Genomic DNA, 2,566 nt, shown 5'->3' on the forward strand with positions numbered 1-2,566 from the left:
AGGGGTTGTAGACCGATTCCCCAGTCCAGTTGTAGCCGTTGTACCAACGGCGGATCTCGTCGCGATCCAGTCCCTCAACTTCGGGTGCGAAGACGGTGTCGAGATCATGCTCGGTATAGCCGCAGAGTGCGGAATACTCGGCATCGACCGTGATGTCGTTGAGGTTGTTCAGCCCTGAGAAGATGCTCACCTTGCTGAACTTGCTCACCCCGGTGAGGAAAGCGAAACGGATGTGGGCGTCCGAGTCCTTGATCACGGAGTAAAGATTGCGCAGACCATCGCGCATCTCACGCCCAACCTCCAGCCAAGCGAGATTGTCGAGGATCGGCTTGTCATACTCATCGACCAGTACCACCACCCGCTCGCCCGTCGCGGCATGCGCCTGCTCGATCATCTCGCTGAAGCAACCGACCACGTCCGTGCTGTCTTGGCAGCTGAGTCCAAGCGCGACGCGGTTGCGCTCCAGGAGATTGAGGATCCGCCGATCCAACTCGGCGCGGCTCCGCACCACGCCCCCGCCAAAACTCAAGCGAATGACCGGCGCCCGGCGCGACCAATCCCACCGATCATGGGCATGGAGCCCGCGAAACAGCGGCTCGTTCCCCTCGAACAGCTCCGCGAGGGTGTCGAGCAGCAGCGACTTGCCGAAGCGGCGCGGGCGCGAGAGGAAGTAAGACTTCCCTTCCGCGATCAGCTTCAGGGCCAGGGCGGTCTTATCGACGTAGTAGCAGCCCTCCTCGCGGATCTCACGGAAGGTCTGGATTCCAATGGGCAGTTTCAGACGGGCCATGGCGGCGCTCCTGGATGGCGACTCGGCCTCTGATTCTAGTCGATCGCCCCGGCGGTCAGCGTCTCCACCTCGAAGCCGACCACCGCGCGCCGCTCGCGGCTGAACTCCACCCCGATCAGGTGGATCGGCTGAGCGTCCGCGCGGTACTTGTCGGCATAGCCGCGATCCTTGATCTGCTGCAGCGCCCGACCTTCCGGCTCTCGCTCGACGACCTTGAATTCGAACAGATACACCTGGCCGTTGAAGCGCAACGCCATGTCGAGCCGACCCTGGTTGCTGGCGTCTTCCGGGCGTACGTCCAGCGCGAGCGCGGCGAAGGCGGCGTAGAAGACGCTCGCGTAATAGCCCTCGTACTGGGCGATCGGGTTGTTGCGATACCAGTCGCTCGGAATCCCCGCGAACAGTGACTCGATCCGCCCGGCCAAGCTGGGAAAATCGTTCGCCGCCAGGCATTGACGCAGCCGGTAGAGGTGCTCGCCGGTCGCCTCCCCGCTCGCCGTCAGGGCATAGAGCAGTTGCTCCGTCAGCCCCATGCGTACCTCCAGGTTGGGATAGCGCAAGTGATAGAGATAACGCTCCCCCGTCCACTCCGCCCGGTCGATGGTGAGGTAGCCGGACTGAAAGAGCAGCGCCTCGCTCGGCATGTCATCGACATCGAAGCGCGAGAGCAGGCTCTCCAGCACGATCTGCTGTCCCAGGCGAGGCACATACTGATGACGGCGCGTGAGCACATCGATGAGGAAGCTCGGCGTACCGGTCTCGAACCACCAGGGACGGAACTGGCGCTTCTGGAAGAGCAAGAGCACGTCGAAGGGGTTGTAGACCGACTCGCCCGTCCAGTTATAGCCGTTGTACCAGCGGCGGATCTCGTCTAGATCCAAGCCATCCAGCTCGGGGGCGAAGACGGTCTCCAGATCCCGCTGGGTGTAGCCGCATAGCGCTGAGTACCCGGGATCGATGGTGATATCGCTGAGGTTGTTCAGCCCAGAAAAAATACTGACCTTGCTGAACTTGCTGACCCCGGTCAGGAAAGCGAAACGGATATGCGCATCCTGGCCCTTGATGACCGAATAGAGGTTGCGCAGCCCATCGCGCATCTCGCGGGCGATCTCAGGGCGGGTCAGGTTGTCGAGGATCGGCTTGTCGTACTCATCGACCAGCACCACCACCCGCTCGCCGGTGAGGGCGTGGGCCTGGCGGATCAACTCGATGAAACGGCCGACGATGGAGTCATCCTCTGTCGTGATCTCCAGGCGTTGCATCTGCTCGCGCAGCATGCCGTGGATGCGTTGATCCAACGCCTCGGCGCTGTGCAGCACCCCCTCGGCAAAGCTCAGTCGGATGACCGGCGCCCGGCGCGACCAATCCCACCGATCGTGGGCATGGAGCCCGCGAAACAGCGGCTCGTTCCCCTCGAACAGCTCCGCGAGGGTGTCGAGCAGCAGCGACTTGCCGAAACGGCGCGGGCGCGAGAGGAAGTAATGCGTGCCTTCCTCGACGAGCTTGAGCATCAGCGGCGTCTTGTCGACGTAGTAGCAGCCGCCTTCGCGCAACTTGGAGAAGGTCTGGATTCCAATGGGCAGTTTCAGACGGGCCATGGCGGCGCTCCTGGATGGCGACTCGGCCTCTGATTCTAGTCCATCGCCCCCGCGGTCAGCGTCTCCACCTCGAAGCCGACCACCGCGCGCCGCTCGCGGCTGAACTCCACCCCGATGAGGTGGATCGGCTGAGCGTCCGCGCGGTACTTGTCGGCATAGCCGCGATCCTTGATCTGCT

Annotated in this window: 2 protein-coding genes; both read right to left on the reverse strand. The window is 63.0% G+C overall.

Annotated elements, in window-relative coordinates; all coding sequences use genetic code 11:
• The coding region (locus CKO23_RS24280; protein ID WP_200336006.1) for an ATP-binding protein at positions 1-790 on the reverse strand (790 nt) is incomplete at its 3' end.
• Positions 791-825: 35 nt separating this feature from the next.
• Positions 826-2,388, reverse strand: a complete 1,563-nt coding sequence (locus CKO23_RS24285) for an ATP-binding protein (RefSeq protein ID WP_200336008.1) — start codon at positions 2,386-2,388, stop codon at positions 826-828.
• Positions 2,389-2,566: the final 178 nt, after the last annotated feature.

Origin of the sequence: Thiocystis violacea, from assembly GCF_016583565.1 — a bacterium.
GTDB lineage: Bacteria > Pseudomonadota > Gammaproteobacteria > Chromatiales > Chromatiaceae > Thiorhodococcus > Thiorhodococcus violaceus_A.

Bases quoted from the DNA above. Each gene is read 5' to 3' on its own strand.
- CKO23_RS24285 (WP_200336008.1), bottom strand. From the start codon at position 2,388: ATGGCCCGTCTGAAACTGCCCATTGGAATCCAGACCTTCTCCAAGTTG.